At 71.7% G+C, this 16,611-nt stretch carries 15 protein-coding genes; 8 read left to right on the top strand and 7 right to left on the bottom strand.

The genetic code is table 11. The features are described 5' to 3' along the window. Nucleotides 1-25: 25 nt before the first annotated feature. Both ACSQ2D_RS13220 and ACSQ2D_RS13215 read right to left on the bottom strand, forming a co-directional pair. Nucleotides 26-820, bottom strand: a complete 795-nt coding sequence (locus tag ACSQ2D_RS13220) for a tetratricopeptide repeat protein (protein WP_435986402.1) — start codon at nt 818-820, stop codon at nt 26-28. Nucleotides 821-855: 35 nt separating this feature from the next. Beyond that, nucleotides 856-1,419, bottom strand: a complete 564-nt coding sequence (locus ACSQ2D_RS13215) for a hypothetical protein (RefSeq protein WP_435986401.1) — start codon at nt 1,417-1,419, stop codon at nt 856-858. A gap of 284 nt (nt 1,420-1,703) precedes the next feature. Here ACSQ2D_RS13215 and ACSQ2D_RS13210 point away from each other — a divergent pair, with 284 nt between their 5' ends. Further along, nucleotides 1,704-2,132, top strand: coding sequence for a hypothetical protein (locus ACSQ2D_RS13210; RefSeq protein WP_435986400.1), 429 nt, complete (start codon nt 1,704-1,706; stop codon nt 2,130-2,132). A gap of 31 nt (nt 2,133-2,163) precedes the next feature. Here the strand turns inward: ACSQ2D_RS13210 and ACSQ2D_RS13205 are convergent, their stop codons facing one another. Next, on the bottom strand, nt 2,164-3,753 hold the full coding sequence (locus ACSQ2D_RS13205; RefSeq protein WP_435986399.1) for an HNH endonuclease signature motif containing protein: 1,590 nt from the start codon (nt 3,751-3,753) through the stop codon (nt 2,164-2,166). A gap of 222 nt (nt 3,754-3,975) precedes the next feature. Here ACSQ2D_RS13205 and ACSQ2D_RS13200 point away from each other — a divergent pair, with 222 nt between their 5' ends. From ACSQ2D_RS13200 to ACSQ2D_RS13190, 3 genes are all read left to right on the top strand, one after another. Continuing rightward, nucleotides 3,976-5,367: a pyridoxal phosphate-dependent decarboxylase family protein gene (locus tag ACSQ2D_RS13200; protein ID WP_435986398.1), complete on the top strand. Its 1,392-nt coding sequence runs from the start codon at nt 3,976-3,978 to the stop codon at nt 5,365-5,367. 154 nt (nt 5,368-5,521) lie between these two features. Further along, nucleotides 5,522-6,463, top strand: coding sequence for a universal stress protein (locus tag ACSQ2D_RS13195; RefSeq protein WP_435986397.1), 942 nt, complete (start codon nt 5,522-5,524; stop codon nt 6,461-6,463). Nucleotides 6,464-6,539: 76 nt separating this feature from the next. Beyond that, the gene (locus tag ACSQ2D_RS13190; RefSeq protein WP_435986396.1) at nt 6,540-7,388 is read left to right on the top strand and encodes a universal stress protein; all 849 of its coding nucleotides are present in this window, start codon (nt 6,540-6,542) and stop codon (nt 7,386-7,388) included. Nucleotides 7,389-7,522: 134 nt separating this feature from the next. Here ACSQ2D_RS13190 and ACSQ2D_RS13185 read toward each other — a convergent pair whose 3' ends face one another. Both ACSQ2D_RS13185 and ACSQ2D_RS13180 read right to left on the bottom strand, forming a co-directional pair. Then, complete coding sequence (locus ACSQ2D_RS13185; protein WP_435986395.1) at nt 7,523-8,077, bottom strand: universal stress protein; 555 nt, start codon at nt 8,075-8,077, stop codon at nt 7,523-7,525. Next, on the bottom strand, nt 8,074-9,537 hold the full coding sequence (locus ACSQ2D_RS13180; RefSeq protein ID WP_435986394.1) for an MFS transporter: 1,464 nt from the start codon (nt 9,535-9,537) through the stop codon (nt 8,074-8,076). The genes ACSQ2D_RS13185 and ACSQ2D_RS13180 overlap by 4 nt, the downstream gene beginning before the upstream one ends. A gap of 230 nt (nt 9,538-9,767) precedes the next feature. Between ACSQ2D_RS13180 and ACSQ2D_RS13175 the strand changes: the two genes are divergently transcribed. The 3 genes from ACSQ2D_RS13175 to ACSQ2D_RS13165 all read left to right on the top strand — a co-directional run bounded on the left by ACSQ2D_RS13175 (nt 9,768) and on the right by ACSQ2D_RS13165 (nt 13,058). After that, a complete protein-coding gene (locus ACSQ2D_RS13175; RefSeq protein ID WP_435986393.1) occupies nt 9,768-10,205 on the top strand; it encodes a ChaB family protein in 438 nt (145 codons plus the stop codon). A gap of 205 nt (nt 10,206-10,410) precedes the next feature. After that, nucleotides 10,411-11,958, top strand: a complete 1,548-nt coding sequence (locus tag ACSQ2D_RS13170) for a S8 family serine peptidase (protein WP_435986392.1) — start codon at nt 10,411-10,413, stop codon at nt 11,956-11,958. 176 nt (nt 11,959-12,134) lie between these two features. After that, nucleotides 12,135-13,058 (top strand): universal stress protein, encoded by a 924-nt coding sequence (locus tag ACSQ2D_RS13165; protein ID WP_435986391.1) that lies wholly within the window; start codon nt 12,135-12,137, stop codon nt 13,056-13,058. Nucleotides 13,059-13,088: 30 nt separating this feature from the next. Here ACSQ2D_RS13165 and ACSQ2D_RS13160 read toward each other — a convergent pair whose 3' ends face one another. After that, on the bottom strand, nt 13,089-13,523 hold the full coding sequence (locus ACSQ2D_RS13160) for an SRPBCC family protein (RefSeq protein WP_435986390.1): 435 nt from the start codon (nt 13,521-13,523) through the stop codon (nt 13,089-13,091). Nucleotides 13,524-13,653: 130 nt separating this feature from the next. Here ACSQ2D_RS13160 and ACSQ2D_RS13155 point away from each other — a divergent pair, with 130 nt between their 5' ends. Further along, nucleotides 13,654-14,034: a VOC family protein gene (locus ACSQ2D_RS13155; protein ID WP_435986389.1), complete on the top strand. Its 381-nt coding sequence runs from the start codon at nt 13,654-13,656 to the stop codon at nt 14,032-14,034. Nucleotides 14,035-14,126: 92 nt separating this feature from the next. Here the strand turns inward: ACSQ2D_RS13155 and ACSQ2D_RS13150 are convergent, their stop codons facing one another. Next, the gene (locus ACSQ2D_RS13150) at nt 14,127-16,553 is read right to left on the bottom strand and encodes a Tex family protein (RefSeq protein WP_435986388.1); all 2,427 of its coding nucleotides are present in this window, start codon (nt 16,551-16,553) and stop codon (nt 14,127-14,129) included. Nucleotides 16,554-16,611: the final 58 nt, after the last annotated feature.

The following is a 16,611-nucleotide window of genomic DNA, read 5'->3' as shown; positions in this document are numbered from 1 at the left end:
GTCCGGTCCATCCCGGACCGGGCCCTCAGGGCACGCACTCCTCGGCGGCCGACTCGGTCTGCGTCACCAGGCCGTCGTACATCTGCGCGACCGGGCTCGCGGGCGTACTGGCGAGGTGTTCGCGCGCGCGACCGAGGTGCACCTGGGCGTCCGAGCACTGGCGGGCGAACAGCTCGCCGAGCGACCACTGCCATTCGGTGTAGGTGGCCTGCAGCTCCGAGCCGCTGTCACCGGCGCTGGTGAAGACGCTCAACGCCTCCGACATCGCCGTGCGAGCACGATCCAGATCGCCTGAACCGAAGTAGATGCTTGCCTTGGTACGCCAGATGGCGGCCTGCGTCTGAGGGTCGCTCTCTCGCGTGAGTCCGGTATCGAACATCGCCTGGGCTCTGCCGTAGTTGCCTGCCAACGCGAGTCCGGCCCCGACGGCGTAGTACTCGGCACCGGACACGTCGTCCGGGATCACCGAGATGATGTCCGCTGCCTGCTGCGAGGTGACCACCAGCTCGGTCTGGGTGGATGACCCGAGGTTGGCCAGGGTCTGGGGGTCGTCGGCATACTGCGCGATGAGAGAGGCGTTCTCCTTGGGGAGGGCGTCGAGGCGGGCGATGAGCCCCGAGAGGCGGTCCCTCGCTGTCGATGCGTCCCGCGCGCCGGCTCGCTGCTCGCCGTAGACCGTGGCCGACAGGGACAGCAGGAGCGCGACGATCGAGATGATGACGGAGGCCTGCCGGAACCACGGCTTCGGCGCGCTGCTCGTCTCGAGGCGATCCAGTCGTTGCTCGAGGTCATTCGACTGAGGACTGTTCGTCGTGGTCATGGGTGCCACTCCCCTCCGGTCTGTGCTCTGCCCGCTCACGGCAGCGTCACGAGGTCACCACACGACGGGGCGCTCACCGAGGCGGCGATCGTGGCCACCTCCGAGGAGAGCTCGTCCTGCCGCTGCTGGATCTGGGTCAGCTCGTCGCTGACGATGACGCGTCGGGCATAGAGCTGGGACGCACGGTCACTGAGTTCGCGTGCCTCGCGAAGAGCGGATGTCAGCTGCGACGGCGTGCCGTCCGGGAGCGAGCTCAGAGCGTCGGTCAACAGGTCCGAGTGCCAGCTCTCCTCGAGTGCCATGGAGTCGCTGATGTCCTCCGCGTCCGGAATGTCGCCACGTGACGCGTAGAGCTCGGCGCAGATGCCCTCCAGATCGGTGGGCGACGGGCTCGTCGTGGTCGTGGGCTCGCTCGTGTTCGTGGGCTCGGTCGTGGGCTCGGTCGTGGGCTCGGTCGTGGGCTCGGTCGTGGTCGTCGGGTCGTCGCTCGTCGGCAGGGGCGGCTCCGGCGAGGGCGATACCGACGTCGCCTCGGACTCTGTCGGCAGGACGTCCGGGTCCGGAACCGGGGAGCTGCACGCCACGAGGACCGTGCTCACGAGTGCGACTGCCAGAGTGACTGTGTGCGTCCGACGAACGGACGCTCTGCCGAACATCTCGGCCTCCTCGAAGAGTGGTCCTGCTCATCTCCGACGCTAGGCGCGTTGGTGAGGGCCGGAGACAATTCGTGACGAGACAGACAGGCCGACCGAGGACGGATGCGTCGCGGTCGTCGCGGTCGTCGCGGTCGTCGCGGACCGGAGGGCGCCGACGACGGTGACCCGCGACGGGGGCTGGGGACAACTCCGGCACGCCTCGCCCGACTCTGGCGACGATGAGGCGCATGACCTTCCACGACCTGCCCCCTCGGGCGAGCGAGATCCCACTGACCAACCGCCGCGTCGCCTCGGACGTGATCGACCTCATCGTCGGCGAGACGGACCGCGCCACCGGTTGTGTCGCCCTGGTGATCTGCGATGCCGAGGACCGGGGCATCCAGCCGATCCTGCTCCACGACGTGCCGCCCGACGCCGAGGCGAGTGGTCTGGCCCAGCTGCTCAGCCTGCTCCTGCCGCTCGTGGCCGACAACGACGGTTCGGTCCTCATCGGTCGAGGCCGCCCTCGAGGGACGGGGCCTGATGACGTCGACCGGGCATGGCACCAGCTGGCGATCGACCGCTGCGCGGTCCACGGGGTCGACCTGCTCGGCTTCTACCTCGCCACCCGTGACGGCGTCTTCCGTCTGCCCGAGCCGCTCACGGCGGCATCCTGAGCGCAGGCGAGGGCGGGCATGACGCACGGGCTCAGAAGGGCGGCGGCTCGCTCTCGCGCGACGACCCGATGGCTGGTCGTCCCGGTGTGGGAGCCAGCGGTCGCGCGTCGCGCACCCCGTCGAGCCAGTCCTTCGGGTGGGTGTCGTAGACCCGCCCGGCCTTGGTGCGCCAACGGACTCGGTCACCATCGCGGCGGACGAGCCAGTGGCCGTGGGTGTGCACGTTGTGGTGCTGCCGGTGCTTGCTCGTGAGGTTGGTGACGTCGGTCGGGCCATACGGCCACGGGACGTCGTGGTCGAGGTCGCACCGCGCGGCCGGCACGGTGCATCCGGGTGCGCGACACGTCCCGTCGACGGCTTCGACATGGGCTCGCATCTCCGCCGTCGGCCGGTAGGCGAGCGTCTCGAGGTGGACGGCGGCGCCGGTGTCGGCGTCGACGGCCAGGCGGCGCCACGTCGAGCCGTCGTTGAGCATGATCTGACGGGCGTGCTCGGCCGTCACCCAGCCACGGCCCGGGGCCTCGCACGGCGCGTCGGTCAGGCCGACCGCCGTCGTGAAGGGAACCACGAGGGTCACCGTCGCCGCCGGCCGGCGACCGAGGCGCGTGAACCACTCACTGCCGGGGCGGCATACGTCATCGTCCACCGTGCTCCGGGCAGACGAAGCAGCGTCTGGGGCGGGCACGGGCCATCCGAACATGAGGGTGTCGGTGATGACGTCGGCGCGCAGGGAGTCGAGATCGCGTGGGTCGCCCTGCGCCCGCGCTGCCCTGGCCACGGCATCCGCTCGCTCCATCGCGGCGATGATCTTGTCGGCGTCGTTGACGACGGTCAGCACCCCGAGGCCGTCGCGGTCGATCTGTGCGTAGGCGCTCCGACGCCGTCGGGCTGCGCGTCGGCGCTCGGCGGCCTCGCGGTCGGCGGCAAGGCAGGCGCGCGTGAGCCGCTGACGGAAGAGGCTGGGGGAGGGCGGAGCGTCGTCCTTGAACCGGAGCGCCGCGTCGACGATGCCGGGCCCGGACTCGGGTGGCAACGTGGCAATCTCGCTCTGGATCGTGCACGCGCGGTAAAGCGTGACCGCGCCCTGCCGCAGGCGTCCCCGGAGCGCGGTCGCGCCGGGCGTGCGGGCAGTGGCGAGGTCGAGCCGTGCCCGCACCTCGTGGGTGCCGAGGCCGGTGGCCGTGGAGACCTCCATGGCCGTGAGCTCGTCGGCGTCGACCCAGCCCGGGGGTCGCGGTCGGTCGAGCTCGGCGAAACGCGCCAGCTCGGCCGACTCGATGGTCGAGCGGAGCCGGGCCAGTGACTCTAGGCCCGCGGCGTCGAGCACCGCCTTGCAGCGCTCGACCGACTCGACGACCCCGAGCTCGGCGTCGGCCAGCGACTCGAGCTCCGACAGCGGATCCTCGGGCCCCGCGTGGGACAGGTCGTCGGCTGCGGCCTCGAGCAGCTCGCTGACGAGCGCCGGCAGCAGGTGGGTGAGCAGCGTCTCTGCCACCTGCTTGCGCAGCGTCCGCTCGAGGAGCGACAGGTGGCGTTGGCGGAGCGGCACGCGGCCGGCGGCGCGCGAGCGGTAGACATCGGCCAGACGCTCGAGATCGACGATGGCGTCGGCACCTCGCACAGCATGGAGCGGAGAGTGGCCTCTCACCTCCAGCGCGTCGTCCATGGTCAATTAGAACATGTGTTCGAATTCACCGTCAAGACCCAAGCCACCTCAGATCCGCTGCTGCACAGAGGAACTGACTCGCGACACGCGCTCTCGAACGTCTTTGTCCCCGCCGAGCATCGACGGAGCCCGGCCATCCCCTTGCGCCCCCGCCGCCGTGCGGAGGAACGTGCAGGGATGGATGTCGACCTGCACCAGCTCTTCGCCCGGGCCGCCGCCGAGGGGGCTCGGCACCGCGCTGCCGTCGCCGACCTCCCGGTCCAGCCATCGCCCGACCACGCAGCCCTGGCGGCGGCATTCGGTGGCGCGCTACCAGCCGCACCGACCGATCCACGTGAGGTCGTCGACGAGCTGATCGCTGCAGCCCGCCCCGGTCTCGTCGGCACCGTCGGTCCTCGCTTCTTCGGCTTCGTCATCGGCGGCGCGTTGCCGGCTGCCACGGCCGCAGACCTGCTCGCCGCGGGTTGGGACCAGTGCGCCTACAACGAGGTCCTCTCGCCGGCTGCCGCAGCCGCCGAGCGGGCGGCCGGCGGCTGGGCGAAGGCCCTGCTGGGGCTGCCGGAAACCGCCTCGGTCGGCTTCGTCACCGGCGCGCAGGCCGCGAACACCGTCGGCCTCGCGGTCGGGCGACAACGCGTGCTCGCCGACGTCGGTTGGGACGTCGCGCGGGATGGTCTCTTCGGTGCGCCCCGTGTGGCCGTCGTCGCGAGCGAGGAGCGACACGCCACGATCGACCGGGCCGCGCGGCTGCTCGGGTTCGGCACAGGCAGCATCGAGCCGGTCGCCGCCACCTCGCAGGGCGCCATCGACGTCGACCGTCTCCGGACCACCCTCGATGCCGTCCGCGACCGACCGGTGATCGTCTGCCTCCAGGCAGGCAACGTCAACACCGGAGCGTGCGACGACCTCAGGGCGGCGACGACCGTCGCGCACGAGCACGGCGCATGGGTGCACGTCGACGGCGCCTTCGGACTCTGGGCGGCCGCGAGCCCCCGGACCGCCCGCCTCGTCGACGGCGTCGAGCTCGCCGACTCGTGGGGGACGGACGCCCACAAGTGGCTCAACGTCCCCTACGACTGCGGGCTCGCCTTCTGCGCCGACGCGGAGCTGCATGCTGCCACGATGTCGTACGCGGCGGCATACCTCACGGGGTCGGGCGCGGTGTCGGACCCCGTCCTCGGCGATCTGACGCCCGAGTCATCAAGACGGGCAAGGGGATTCGCGGTCTGGGCCGCCCTGCGGGAGCTCGGCACGGACGGAGTCGCGGACCTCGTCGACCGGTCGTGCGCCCTGGCGGTCCGCATGGCCGAACGCCTCGCGGCCGGTGGGGCGACCGTCCACAACGACGTCGTCCTCAACCAGGTGCTCGTGAGCGTCGGCGATCCCAGCCGCACCGACACCATCGTGGACACCGTCCAGCGCGAGGGCACGTGCTGGGTCGGTGGCACGACGTGGCACGGCCAGCGACTCATCCGCGTCTCGGTGTCCAACGCGACCACCACCGGGCGTGACATCGACGTGTCCGCCGATGCGATCCTCCGGGCCGCCCGCACCGCGACACTGCCCTGAGGGTGCCGGTCGGCCGGGCCGAGACCCGTCACGGCGGCCTGCTCTCGCATCCGGCATGTCAGAGCAGTCACAACCGCCTGCCGACTCACGCCCGACGCGGGACGATGGGGGTGGCCGGAGCAGGCGGCCCCGACCGCCGTGGAAGGGGAGAGCGATGAGCGCCGCAGAGAGCTCGACGACGGAGTCGACGCACGAGTCGACCGACGAGACGACGGACCTGGGCATCGTCGTGGGCTACGACGGGTCCCCGGGAGCACGGTTGGCCCTCGACTGGGCCATCGAGACAGCGAAGCGGGACGACCGCCAACTGACGCTCCTGCACTGCGTCGGCCTGACGATGACGCCGACCTTCCGAGCCTACGACCCCGGAGTCCAGGCTCACGCGTACGACGAGATGTCCCGGGGTGTCCTCGCGGAGGCCATCGACATCGCCGCGAAGACGTTGGACCGCAAGGACGTCCACCCGTTGAGCGTCATCGGAGGCGCGGCTGCCGAGCTCGTCGGGATCTCGTCCCGGGCCGACCTCGTCGTCACCGGGTCGCGCGGTCATGGCGCGGTCTCCGCCGGCCTGCTGGGCTCGACGTCGTATGCCGTCACCGCCCACGCACACTGCCCCGCGGTCGTCGTGCGCGGGTCGTCCGTGATCCACGCGGGTCCGTCGAACCCTGTCGTCGTCGCCTTCGACGACTCCAAGTACTCGCAGAGGGCGCTCGAGACGGCCGTCCAGATCGCCACGGCTGCGGAGGCGTCGCTGCACATCGTCGCGGTCGACAACGTTGGTGGCCTCGAGGCGTGGCCCGAGACCGACACGATCCTCGGGCGCGAGGAGATGATCGACCAGATGCACCGCCGCGTCGGTCAGGTGCTGCGCGACGTCGCGGACGACGCGCGGCGCGCTCACCCCGGGCTCGACGTGCAGACCGCTGTCCTCGGTGGAGGTGCCGGCCCGGCGATCGCCGCCTACGCCGTGGACGAGAAGGCAGGCCTCGTCATCGTGGGGTCCCGCGGTCACGGCGGATTCACCGGGATGCTCCTGGGATCCGTGAGCCACCGGGTCGTCCACGACGCGCCGTGCCCGGTCATGGTGATCCGCTGACGCGATCAGTGAGTCGACGTTGCTGGTGGTCAAGGGAACTCGCGTCCACGCTGTCGCTCCGGCCGACGGTCAGGTCGTGGTGGGCTACGACGGGTCCGCGGCCTCGCAGCGTGCCCTCGTCTGGGCCGCGGCGGTCTCACGGGCGCTCGACGACTCGCTCAAGATCGTCCACGCCGTCGAGCTCGACCTCGTGCCGAGCCGACGCGGCTATGCCCTGCGTCCGTTGAGCCCGTCGCTGGAGATGGTGGCCGAGACGCTCGTCGGCGGTCCGTCGACTTGGCCCGGCCCACCGCTCGCCCGGTCGCGCGTGCGTGCCGTCCACGCCTTCGGTGGTCCGGCCGCCGGGCTGGTCGACGCGTCGATGTCGGCCGAGCTCGTGGTGCTCGGGACCCGCGGGCGCGGACGGACCCGCAGTGCGCTCATCGGCTCCGTGTCCTTCGCGGTCGTCGCCCACGCGTACTGCCCCGTCGTCGTCCTGCACGACCTCGGTCACCCCGCACGCGGTGCCCACCACGAGATCCCGATTCCCGGTCTGCGCCACGAGGTCGTCTGCGCCGTCACTGGTGGCGAAGACGAGGCGCACCTGGCGCGGGTGGAACGGATCGTGTCCGCTGCGGCTCGGATCGCGGCCGCCTGCGCGGCCCCGCTGCGACTCGTCACGGTCGTGCCCGGAAGTCGCGGTCACGCTGGGGGACAGCGGTTTCCGTATGCCGTCACGTCCCTCACGTCACGGCATCCCGGGCTCGTGGTCACCGTCGAGACCCTCACCGGTGATCCGGTTCCGACGCTCGCGGAGGCCACCCGTGGCTCGGGTCTGCTCGTCGTCGGCGCTCCCCACCGAGGCGGCGTCGGGGCGGTGCTGGCTGGGCGTTCGGCCTACCGGCTCATCCACGACGCGACCTGCCCGGTCATGCTCGTGCCCTGAACGGGACCGAGCTGCCTGAGTCCGAACTCGAGTCACCGCGGTGGGTCCCGGGCCCGAATCGATGCAACTCGCAGAGGACTCGGGTCCCGGGACCGGGCCACACGGCATACGGCCGCGTGGGGGTGACGAAGACGTCAGCCCGAGGGCGGGCGCTGGAAGCCCGGGCGACCGGCGGTGCCGGCGGCACGCTCGACCGAGCGGCCGAAGCGTCCTGCCGCGGCCCCGAGATGACTCGACCCACGGTCGCCGAGCGCGGGCGGCACGACGACGACGGGGCAGTGGGCGGCGCGCACGAGGCGGCTCCCGAGCCAGCGGGCGCCCACCTCGGTGGAGTGGCCGGCGTCGATGACGACGAGGTCGGCGCCGCGGCTCTCCTCGACGAGGACGGCGCGGCGCTTGCCCGCCACGACGCGCGTCTCGACGAGGTGGTCGCGGCCGAGGACGTGCGCGACGTCCTCGGCCAGACGCGACTGCTCGGCCGACAGCGCGCTGTCGTCGGAGACGACCGACGGCACGCGGCCGCCGGTCGCCGTCTCGGGGGCGTGCGGGCGCCAGGCCCGGACGGCCACGACGCGGCCACCGCGCAGCGCGGCCTGCTCGACGGCCCACCGAAGGGCGCCGGGGGAGCCGCTCGTCGGGCTCACACCGACGACGATGGTGTGCTCGCGCCCGAGGTCCGCGACGTTCATACCCTGACCCCCGACTCCTCCGAGACCTTGCTCAGCGGGTCGGCGACGTCCTCGAGGGACTTCTGCTCGGCGTCGATCCCGATCGCCAGGGCCACGGCCCCGCCGATGATCATGATCACCGCACCGGCGACGTAGCCCCACGTGAGCGGGCCGCGGTCCGTGCCCTCGCCGATGAGCACGCCGTAGAGCACGGGCGCGACGGCGCCGGCGCACTGGGCGACGACGAAGAAGTAGCTGATCGCCTGCCCGCGCACCTCCAGCGGGAAGATCTCGCTGACGGTGAGGTAGGCCGCGGACGCGCCGGCCGACGCGAAGAAGAACGACACGCACCAGAAGATCGTGTGCGTCGTCGCGGTGAGGATCTCGGCGTGGAACGCCCAAGCCGACACGAGCAGGACGAGGCCCGCGATCGTGTAGGTGCTGAAGATCATCTTGCGGCGCCCGATGGTGTCGAAGAGATGACCGAGCAGCAGCGGCCCGAGCAGGTTGCCGGCCGCGAACGGCAGGAAGTAGAGCGACGTCTGGGCCTTGCTGATGCCGTAGAAGTTCGTCAGGACCAGCGCGTACGTGAAGAAGATCGCGTTGTAGAGGAAGCTCTGCGTCACCATCATCGTCAGGCCGAGCACCGTGCGGCGACCGTAGCGGCGCACGAAGACGTCCCACAGCACCTTCGGCCCCATGCGGTCCTCGGCCTTGACGAGGATCGCCTTGCTGTCATCGACCTCCGGGATGTCGCCGCCCTCGCGACGCACCCGCTCCTCGATCTCGTCGACCGTGCGCTCGGCCTCCTCTGCGCGACCGTGCGTCAGGAGCCACCGCGGGCTCTCCGGGATGTGCCGGCGCAGCCAGATGATCGACAGGCCGAGGATCGGGCCGATGAAGAACGCCAGACGCCAGCCGACGTTCTCGGCGACGTTGTCGGGGTTGAGCAGGTAGAGGTTGGCGAGCGCCCCGAAGAACGCGCCGAACCAGTACGTCCCGTTGATCGCGATGTCGACCCGGCCTCGGAAGCGGGACGGGATCAGCTCGTCGATCGCCGAGTTGATGGCGGTGTACTCGCCGCCGATGCCCATGCCGGCGACGAACCGGCAGACCCACAGGAACCACATGTTCGGCGAGAGGCCGGCGAGACCCGACCCGACCAGGTAGATGACGAGGGTCATGATGAACAGCTTGCGGCGCCCGAGGCGGTCGGTCAGGCGACCGAACGTCAGCGCTCCGACCACCTGGCCGATGAGGTAGACGGTGCCCGTCAGCCCCACCTGCGCGGCGGACATGCCGAGCGTCTTCTGGAAGCCCGACTCGGACACGATCTGGATCTCGAGTCCGTCGAGGATCCACGACACCCCGAGTCCGAGAACGACCGACCAGTGGAACTTCGTCCATGGAAGCCGGTCCATGCGGGCGGGCACCAGACTCCTGATGGCACCGTCCGTGCGTTGTGCGACAGCCTCGCTCATCCCATCTCCTTCGATCCGAATCGCAGTGAACCGTCGGGTAGGGCGCGCGGCGCCGCGTCCTCACCGCGGGAGGTCGTACCCCGGGCCGGGGCGCGACGAACGTGCTTCGTGACGGTTTGTCCCGGTGCGCTCCCGTGGTGCGTATGCCGTCGCGTGCCCTGACGCACTCCGGCTGGGTACGTCACGGGCGAGGGCACCGACGGCCCCCTCGACAGCGCAGGAGGAACGACATGCCGGGCAAGAAGCGATCGAGCGCCAGCACGGACCTGCCCTCGACCCTCGAGCGGTCTTCGAAGAAGGCGCAGGAGACGTGGCTCGCGACGCACGACGCCGCGGTCGAGCAGTACGGGGAGGGCGAGCGTGCCCACCGCACGGCGTTCGCCTCTCTCAAGCACTCCTTCGAGAAGGTCGGCGACCACTGGGAGGAGAAGGCCGAGAAAGGCCCGAGCGACCCCCAGGCCGAACGGCGAGGGGCCGAGGCGCGCGCCCACCGGGACGACGGCGACTCCGCCGGGGGTGTCGACGTCAACGCCTCGAAGCGGCACCTCTACGACATCGCGAGACGCCTCGAGGTCCCGGGCCGATCGAGCATGAGCAAGGACGAGCTCGTCGAGGCGATCCAACGCGCCAACGACCGCGCCACGGCGGCAGCCCGCGACTCCGGCTGACGAGTCCGCCACTCCCACGGGAGGATTCGCCCGACGGGGCCCTTATGGCCTGAATCGGTCCCAGCGATCTCCGAGCGGACTCACAGGCTCCGGCGAAGAGCCGTGCCGGCGACTCGACGGCCCTAGCGTGGACAACTGGGCCGCCACAGGAGTCGGCCCGGAGCGGCGGGACGCACACGCCGCCGCCGCCGCGGAGGAGAGAGCCATGTCCGTGTCACGAAGGGGTGGATCTCGGGGAACTGCAGTACTCGGGGCGGTCGCGGTCGTCGCGGCCGCCGCCCTCGCAACCGGGGTGGCGTCGGCCGACGCCTCCACGACCGGTGCGAGCTCGACCTATCTGGTCGTCTACAGGGAGAAGACCTCCACGAACGGCGCCGGGAGCGCCGTCACCGCAGCGGGCGGCCAGGTCGTCGCGACCTACGCCCCCATCAGCGTCGTCGTCGCACGGTCGGCCAGCCCCGACTTCGCGGCGAAGATGCGCAACGTCAAGGGTGTCGAGGGCGCCGTCGCCACGACGAGGTTCGCCAGCGCGATCGACGGTGGAGCGGTCTCGGGCGACAGCGCGGACGACTCGACGACGACCCAGACCACCCAGAACGGCGCCGGGCTCCCGGGCCTCGCCGACTCGCTGTCAGGCCTGCAGTGGGACATGACCCAGATCAAGGTCGGCGAGGCCCACGCCGTCAGCACCGGTGACCCCTCGATCCTCGTCGGGGACATCGACACCGGCCTCGACTACACGCACCCCGACCTCGCACCGAACGTCGACTCCGCCGCGAGCGCCAACTGCGTCAGCGGGGCGGCGGTGCCCGGCGCTGCGGCCGCGGCCGACGACAACGGCCACGGCACGCACACGGCCGGCACGATCGCCGCAGCCGCGAACGGCCTCGGCATCGTCGGTGTCGCACCGAGCGTCAGGATCGCCGGCATCAAGGCAGGCAACGCCGCCGGCTTCTTCTTCCCCGAGGCCGTCGTCTGCTCGTTCATGTGGGCGGCCGACCACGGCGTCGACGTCACGAACAACAGCTACTTCGCCGATCCGTGGCTCTTCAACTGCCGCAACGACGCCGAGCAGCGAGCCATCTGGACCGCCGAGCGTCGCGCCATCAAGTACGCCCAGAACAAGGGCGTGCTCGTCGTCGCGGCCGAGGGCAACCAGGCCGACGACCTGTCGCACCCGACCCAGGACGCGACGAGCCCCGACGACTCGACCCCCGTCCTCCGCGACATCAGCAACGCGTGCGCCGTCGTGCCGACCGAGGTGCCCGGCGTCGTGGGCGTCAGCGCCACCGGGAACAAGCAGATGAAGTCGTTCTACTCGTCCTACGGCATCTCGGAGGTCGACGTCGCAGCACCCGGCGGCGACTCCATCCTGCAGCTGACGCCGGCCGCTCCCAACGGACGGGTCCTCTCGACGTGGCCCGCCTCCCTGCTCACCGTGACGTGCCTCCCGGCACGACGCGTCGTCGACGCGAGCGGAGCGGCCTACTGCTACCAGCAGGGCACCTCCATGGCGTCACCCCACGCGGCAGGCGTGGCAGCGCTCATCGCCAGCGTCACCGGCAAGACGGGAGGGGCGCTGTCCGCGGCGCTGCAGGACGCCGTCAACCCGATGCCGTGCCCGACGGACGTCTCGATGTACGCCTTCTACCCGGCGCTCGACGGGGGAGCGCCGCAGACCTGCGAGGGCACGCTGACGCAGAACAGCTGGTTCGGGGCGGGTGAGGTCGACGCGCTGAAGGCCGTCGGCTGACCCACCGCGTCTGCAGCCGGGCCGGGTCGCGCGACCCGGCCCGGCGGCATACGCCCTCGGGGGGCGCGTCCCCCTGTCTGAGTGGTCACAAAGGACCGACGGGCCGCGGGCCGGGCGGGACGATGGAGGTGGACGGAGCAGAGGCCCGGCCATGCGAACGAGAGAAGGGGAGCACCATGAACGGCCCGGTGCGGACCACGAACGGGATCGTCGTCGCCTACGACGGTTCGGCATCATCACAGCTCGCGCTCGAGTGGGCCGCGGAGACGGCTCGGCAGCAGGGCAAGCACCTGACCCTCATGCACAGCGTCAACCTGGCCTCCACCCCGGCGTTCCCGGCGATGGACCTCTCGGAGATCGAGCCCTCGCTCGAGCACGCCGCCAAGGCGATCGTGGACGAAGGCGCGGTCCGGGCCGGCGCCACGCTGGACGCGTCCCAGGTGACGACGCAGTACTGGCTCGGCAGCCCGGCCGCCCAGCTCGTCGAGATGTCCAGGGACGCCGACCTCGTCGTCGTCGGCAGCCGCGGCCGCGGACGCCTGCTGGCCGGCCTGCTCGGCTCGACGTCGTATGCCGTCGCCGCGCACGCGCACTGCCCCGTCGTCGTCGTGCGCGGACCCGAGGGGAAGGCACCCGACGACGTCCCCGCCCCGCCTCGACCGGGCCGCGGACACGACGTCGTCGTCGGCATCGACGACTCGGACGCGTCGATGCGCGCCGTCGACGCCGCCGTCGAGGTCGCCGAGCGGGAGCACGCCGTGCTCCACATCGTCCGCGTCGCCCACTCGCGCTCGATGGAGGCATGGACGTACGTGGAGACCGCCAAGGGCGGCACCGAGGAGACCCACGCGATCCGCGACCACGCCGAGCAGTCGGTGCTGCGCGCGGCCGAGCGCGTGCGGGCGCGCAACCCCAAGGTCATCGTGACGACCGAGGTGCTCTACGGCGACCCTGGCCAGTCCCTCGCCGACCTGGGCGCCACGGCAGGGCTCATCGTCGTCGGCTCGCGCGGGCACGGCGGGTTCACGGGCATGCTGCTCGGCTCGGTCAGCCACCGCGCCATCCACGACGCGGCCTGCCCCGTCATGGTCGTCCGCTGAGCGTCCCCGCTGAGCTCCCGGGCGTCCGTCTCAGGCGTCCAGGGCCTGCGCGAAACGGCCGAGCGCGTCGTCCCAACGCGACTTGTCGCCGGCGCCGTCCTCGGCGATGCCCTCACCCTCGTGGTACAGGTCGACGCGGGTGCGGTCGCCGTCGGGCTTGAGCTGGAGGTCGACGATGCTGAGGGGGCCGTCCTCGTGCGGGTGCCATGACACGCGGACCTGCTCCATCGGGTGGTAGCTGCGCACGACGCCGTGCGGGCCGTCCGCGCTGTGCCACGACTCGCCCTTGTTGCCGAGCGTGACGCCGGGGCCGAGCAGGGCCTCGGTGCCGCGGGGACTGATGAGGTGCTGCCACACCCGGTCGACGGGCGCCTCGACGGTCAGCGTCGAGTGCACGCCCGCGGGAGATCCCTCGAGCTCGGCATCCTCTGCGTTCTCGGGGATCGACTGCGTTGAACTGCTCATGGGCACCTCCGGGTCTACGGACCGGCCCCCTGATGGGCCGGACCCACCACAGACAGTCGACCAAAGACTGGCGCCGATGACAATGGGTCAAGGGCCCCTCTTCGGTCCCGTTCGGGCCTAGCCTCGGGGGATGATCGACCACTTCGGGATCAACTGCTCCGACTTCGAGGCCAGCGCCCGCTTCTACGACGAGGTGCTCGGCGTGCTCGGCTACAGCCGCCAGATGGACGTCGGCGTGGCCATCGGCTACGGGACCGAGGGGCACCCGGACTTCTGGATCAGCCGCTGGTCGGGCACCGAGCCCAACCGCGAGATGCACTGTGCCTTCCAGGCGGACGGCGTCGAGGCCGTGCGAGCCTTCCACGCCAAGGCGCTCGAGCTCGGGGCGGAGTCGCTGCACGAGCCGCGGCTGTGGCCGGAGTACCACCCCGGCTACTACGGCGCCTTCGTCCGCGACCCCGACGGCAACAACGTCGAGGCCGTCTTCCACCGCGCCGGACCCGACGCGTGACGCGCCGCGCCTGACACGCTGCGTCTCACCCACGCTGCGTGTGACGCGCGACGCGCCCACCCCGGCGCCCGGTCCGGCGCCCGGCCCGGCGCTCAGCCGGTGAAGCCGGCGCGGCGCAGGGCGTCGGCCATGGCGCTGTCGGCCGGGGCCTCGTCCCTGCGGGGGCGGGTGCCCTGACCGGCCTGGCCCTGACCACGGCCCTGGCCACCACGGCCTTGGCCGCCGCGACCCTGTCCGCTGCCGCCCCCGTCGCCGCGCGGCTGTCCGCTGCGCCCTTGCCCGCCGCGCCCCTGCCCGGTGCGCTCCCGCGGCGCGCCCGGGGTCACCTCGTCGTCGAGGCGCAGGGTCAGCGAGATCCGCTTGCGGGGCACGTCGACGTCGAGCACCTTGACCATGACGACGTCGCCGGACTTGACGACGTCGTGGGGGTCGCGGACGAAGCTCTTCGACAGGGCCGAGACGTGGGCGAGGCCGTCCTGGTGGACACCGATGTCGATGAACGCGCCGAAGGCCGCGACGTTGGTCACGACGCCCTCGAGGGTCATGCCGGGCCGGAGGTGCTTGATCTCCTCGACGCCCTCCTTGAAGGTCGCCGTCCTGAACGTCGGTCTCGGGTCGCGGCCGGGCTTGTCGAGCTCGCTGATGATGTCGGTGACGGTCGGCAGGCCGAACGTGTCGTCGACGTAGTCCGCGGGCCGGATCGACTGCAGCGCAACGGTGTTGCCGATGAGTGACGTCAGCTTCTGCCCGGTCGACTCGAGCATCCGACGCACGACGGGGTAGGCCTCGGGGTGCACGGCGGACGCGTCGAGCGGGTCGTCGCCGCCGGGGATGCGGAGGAAGCCGGCCGCCTGCTCGAAGGCCTTGGGCCCGAGGCGCGGCACGTCCTTGAGGGCCTTCCGCGTGCGGAACGGGCCGGTGGCGTCGCGGTGCGCCACGATGCTCTCGGCGAGCCCGGGCGTGATGCCCGAGACGCGGGTGAGCAGGGGAGCCGAGGCGGTGTTGACGTCGACGCCGACGGCGTTGACGCAGTCCTCGACGACCGCGTCGAGCGAGCGCGAGAGGGCCGTCTGGCTGATGTCGTGCTGGTACTGCCCGACGCCGATCGACTTCGGGTCGATCTTGACGAGCTCGGCGAGCGGGTCCTGGAGGCGACGGGCGATCGACACGGCTCCGCGCAGCGACACGTCCATCCCGGGCAGCTCCTGCGAGGCGAACGCCGACGCGGAGTAGACCGAGGCGCCGGCCTCGGAGACGACCGCCGACGTCAGCTGGAGCTCGGGGTGTGCCTTGATGAGGTCGGCCGCCAGGCGGTCGGTCTCCCGCGACGCGGTGCCGTTGCCGATGGCGATGAGGTCGACCGAGTGCTCCTCGGCGAGCCGCGCGAGGGTCGCGAGCGAGCGGTCCCACTGGTGCTGCGGGACGTGGGGGTAGATGACCTCGGTCGCGACGACCCTGCCGGTCCCGTCGACGACGGCGACCTTGACGCCGGTGCGGAAGCCCGGGTCGAGGCCCATCGTGGCCCGGGCACCGGCGGGGGCGGCGAGCAGCAGGTCGCGCAGGTTGGCGGCGAACACGCGTACGGCCTCCTCCTCGGCGGCGCGACGCAGCTGCATCCGGGCGTCGATGCCGAGGTGGACGAGGATCTTCGTGCGCCAGGCCCAGCGGACGGTGTCGGCGAGCCACTGGTCGGCCGCCCGCCCGGCGTTCTCGATGCCGAAGCGGTGGGCGATCGCCCTTTCGTATGCCGTCGGGCCGGGCTGCTGCTCGGCAGCCGGGTCCTCGGGGTGGATCTCGAGCGAGAGGACGTCCTCCTTCTCGCCCCGGAAGAGCGCGAGGATGCGGTGGGACGGCAGCTTCGACAGCGGCTCGGAGAAGTCGAAGTAGTCGGAGAACTTGGCGCCCTCCTCCTCCTTGCCGGAGCGGACGCGCGAGCCGACGTGGCCCTGCTTCCAGACGCGCTCGCGCAGGTCGCCGATGAGGTCGGCGTCCTCGGCGAACCGCTCGACGAGGATGGCGCGCGCCCCGTCGAGGGCAGCGGCTGCGTCGGCGACCTCGCGGTCGGCGTCGACGAACCGCGCCGCAGCCTGGGCCGGGTCGGTGCCCCGCTCGCCGAGCAGCAGCTCGGCGAGCGGCTCGAGGCCGGCCTCGCGGGCGATCTGGGCCTTGGTCCGTCGCTTGGGCTTGAACGGGAGGTAGATGTCCTCGAGGCGCGCCTTGGTCTCGGCGGCGAGGATCTGCGCGCGCAGTGCGTCGTCGAGCTTGCCCTGCTCGTCGACGGAGGCGAGCACGGCTGCGCGCCGCTCCTCGAGCTCGCGGAGGTAGCCGAGGCGCTCCTCGAGGGTGCGCAGCTGGGCGTCGTCGAGGCCGCCCGTCACCTCCTTGCGGTAGCGCGCCACGAAGGGGACGGTCGATCCGCCGTCGAGCAGGCCCACGGCCGCGGTCACCTGTCCGTCGCGGACGCCGAGCTCCTCTGCGATGCGACGTTCGATGGACGGCACCTTCACCTGCACGCTCACGGGGGCTGAACTCCTTGACGTCGACGACACACCGAGCCCCGCATTCTGCCGTGCGTGC

Origin of the sequence: Terrabacter sp. LjRoot27 (genome assembly GCF_964254175.1) — a bacterium.
In the GTDB taxonomy this organism is placed as follows: Bacteria; Actinomycetota; Actinomycetes; order Actinomycetales; family Dermatophilaceae; genus Terrabacter.
This window is presented reverse-complemented; position numbering and strand designations above follow the sequence as displayed.

What these genes read in the sequence shown, in the direction of transcription:
- ACSQ2D_RS13220 (WP_435986402.1), bottom strand. Translation starts at nt 820, where the DNA reads ATGACCACGACGAACAGTCCTCAGTCGAATGACCTCGAGCAACGACTG.
- ACSQ2D_RS13210 (WP_435986400.1), top strand. Translation starts at nt 1,704, where the DNA reads ATGACCTTCCACGACCTGCCCCCTCGGGCGAGCGAGATCCCACTGACC.
- ACSQ2D_RS13200 (WP_435986398.1), top strand. Translation starts at nt 3,976, where the DNA reads ATGGATGTCGACCTGCACCAGCTCTTCGCCCGGGCCGCCGCCGAGGGG.
- ACSQ2D_RS13195 (WP_435986397.1), top strand. Translation starts at nt 5,522, where the DNA reads ATGAGCGCCGCAGAGAGCTCGACGACGGAGTCGACGCACGAGTCGACC.
- ACSQ2D_RS13185 (WP_435986395.1), bottom strand. Translation starts at nt 8,077, where the DNA reads ATGAACGTCGCGGACCTCGGGCGCGAGCACACCATCGTCGTCGGTGTG.
- ACSQ2D_RS13180 (WP_435986394.1), bottom strand. Translation starts at nt 9,537, where the DNA reads ATGAGCGAGGCTGTCGCACAACGCACGGACGGTGCCATCAGGAGTCTG.
- ACSQ2D_RS13175 (WP_435986393.1), top strand. Translation starts at nt 9,768, where the DNA reads ATGCCGGGCAAGAAGCGATCGAGCGCCAGCACGGACCTGCCCTCGACC.
- ACSQ2D_RS13170 (WP_435986392.1), top strand. Translation starts at nt 10,411, where the DNA reads ATGTCCGTGTCACGAAGGGGTGGATCTCGGGGAACTGCAGTACTCGGG.
- ACSQ2D_RS13165 (WP_435986391.1), top strand. Translation starts at nt 12,135, where the DNA reads ATGAACGGCCCGGTGCGGACCACGAACGGGATCGTCGTCGCCTACGAC.
- ACSQ2D_RS13160 (WP_435986390.1), bottom strand. Translation starts at nt 13,523, where the DNA reads ATGAGCAGTTCAACGCAGTCGATCCCCGAGAACGCAGAGGATGCCGAG.
- ACSQ2D_RS13155 (WP_435986389.1), top strand. Translation starts at nt 13,654, where the DNA reads ATGATCGACCACTTCGGGATCAACTGCTCCGACTTCGAGGCCAGCGCC.